The following is a 1587-nucleotide window of genomic DNA, read 5'->3' on the forward strand; positions in this document are numbered from 1 at the left end:
CCATTCATTTTTTCTTTCCCCTCTCCTTCATACATTACTTTTTCCTTTGCGCATTCACCGCAGCGTTTTGTCCTGCCAGCAAGTAATTTATCTGCCCGGCGCAAATACAGCTGACCACAGCATTTGCATTTACACCAATAATAACTTTTATTATTACGGCATCCTTCGTAACGCAAGACTTCCCACCCATAGAGTGTTTCTCCCTCAAGGGGCCTTCGGTCGCTTCTTGCTTTTACCATTGTCTCACTCATCATGCTCTCCTGTTACAAGCTACAACTTATGCTTTATTTGTTAAAATTCTTTTCTGCGATTTTACATAGTTCCTGCCATTGCATTTCCGTCAAAAGTTCTTTCTTATCTGATGGCGGAGGACAGCCTGCTTCCGCTTCCCTTTTATACAGTTCATATGCGATAGCCCTGCGTTTCATCTCGCTCTGTTTAAGCACTCCATCAGTTTCTGCAAAACTCAGCAAGAAGGCGTAGTCGTTATGGCTCGGCTTGCCGCTTCTGGCTTTCCAAATAGATAATCTCTGGATAATTTGCTCGGCGTTCTCATATCGGGAAGTGAATTTACGATACTCCTCGTCCAGTAAAATCACATTCTTGAATTCTCCATACACCTTGCCCTGCGCCGCTCGTTCATCTGTCTTTGCCGGACCTGGCAATGCACTAGCTTCCTTTTGACCTCGCTCTACTCTTTTCCGATCTGCATCCTTGCTGGACTGACCGGTATTGTATTTCACGTCCGGAAAATGCAGATACATCTGCTTCTGGCCTGCTTCATCTGCAGCGACAAGTTCAACAAAGCCGTGCTTCGTAAAATACTCCATCGCACTGCCTACCGCCTGTACTTTGTGTCGCAGAATTTCCGACAACAGCACTATGTCCAAGTCGCCTGTTTCCGTGGCTGGGAGACAAAATACGCCACCCTGCTCCGTGGATAGACAGTATAACTTAAGCAATATCACCAAATATTCATAACCGCCCATCTGCGTTTCCATCTTAATAATTTCAACGCTATTAAAAAAATTTTTAGGGAAGCGGAAATACCAATACTTCGTTGCTGAGGCAATCGCGCCTTTATTCTGCTGCTTCATTTATTTCCACCTTTCCACTTCTGCTTTTACGTTCCATCTGCCATGCCAGATCGGCAGTATATTTGGTGAACCGCCTGTCCTTATACTCTTCTTCCGTAAGCGTCAACTTCAATTCATTATATATTGACGCCGGCGATATCCCCATCATTTTTGCAATTTTTGGAACCTTGTATCCCTCCTTCAGTAAAAACTCAAGGTCAGCTCGCGTGCTCTCTGTCCATATTCTGCTCATTATCAGACTCCCTCCTTCAACGCAGACTACTTTTCTCTCTCTCTCTTTTCTTTAACTCTTACTATAACTATTACTCTTATTATAACTATTACTATGTACGGACATTTGTCCAAAAGCCTCTCAAAATCCCAACGGATTCTAACGGTCTTTTACGCCGCAGCGGCACTCATGCCACAAAATAGTCTCCGGAAACCGTTGCAATTTCAACATAAAAAAAATAGGCTAGACATTTTGTCTAACCTAAGTATAAACTCTCCC

General features: G+C 43.7%; 3 protein-coding genes. All 3 read right to left on the reverse strand.

The genetic code is table 11. From position 1 onward, the window contains the following. On the reverse strand, window positions 1–251 hold a 251-nt coding region (locus D1151_RS16320; RefSeq protein ID WP_202620443.1), incomplete at its 3' end, for a hypothetical protein. Window positions 252–284: 33 nt separating this feature from the next. Next, on the reverse strand, window positions 285–1097 hold the full coding sequence (locus tag D1151_RS16325) for a phage replisome organizer N-terminal domain-containing protein (protein WP_161873771.1): 813 nt from the start codon (window positions 1095–1097) through the stop codon (window positions 285–287). Next, on the reverse strand, window positions 1081–1329 hold the full coding sequence (locus D1151_RS16330; RefSeq protein ID WP_161873770.1) for a helix-turn-helix domain-containing protein: 249 nt from the start codon (window positions 1327–1329) through the stop codon (window positions 1081–1083). Before D1151_RS16330 ends, D1151_RS16325 begins: the two co-directional genes overlap by 17 nt. Window positions 1330–1587: the final 258 nt, after the last annotated feature.

The organism is Emergencia sp. 1XD21-10, assembly GCF_009936045.1.
Taxonomy (GTDB): domain Bacteria; phylum Bacillota; class Clostridia; order Peptostreptococcales; family Anaerovoracaceae; genus Senimuribacter; species Senimuribacter intestinalis.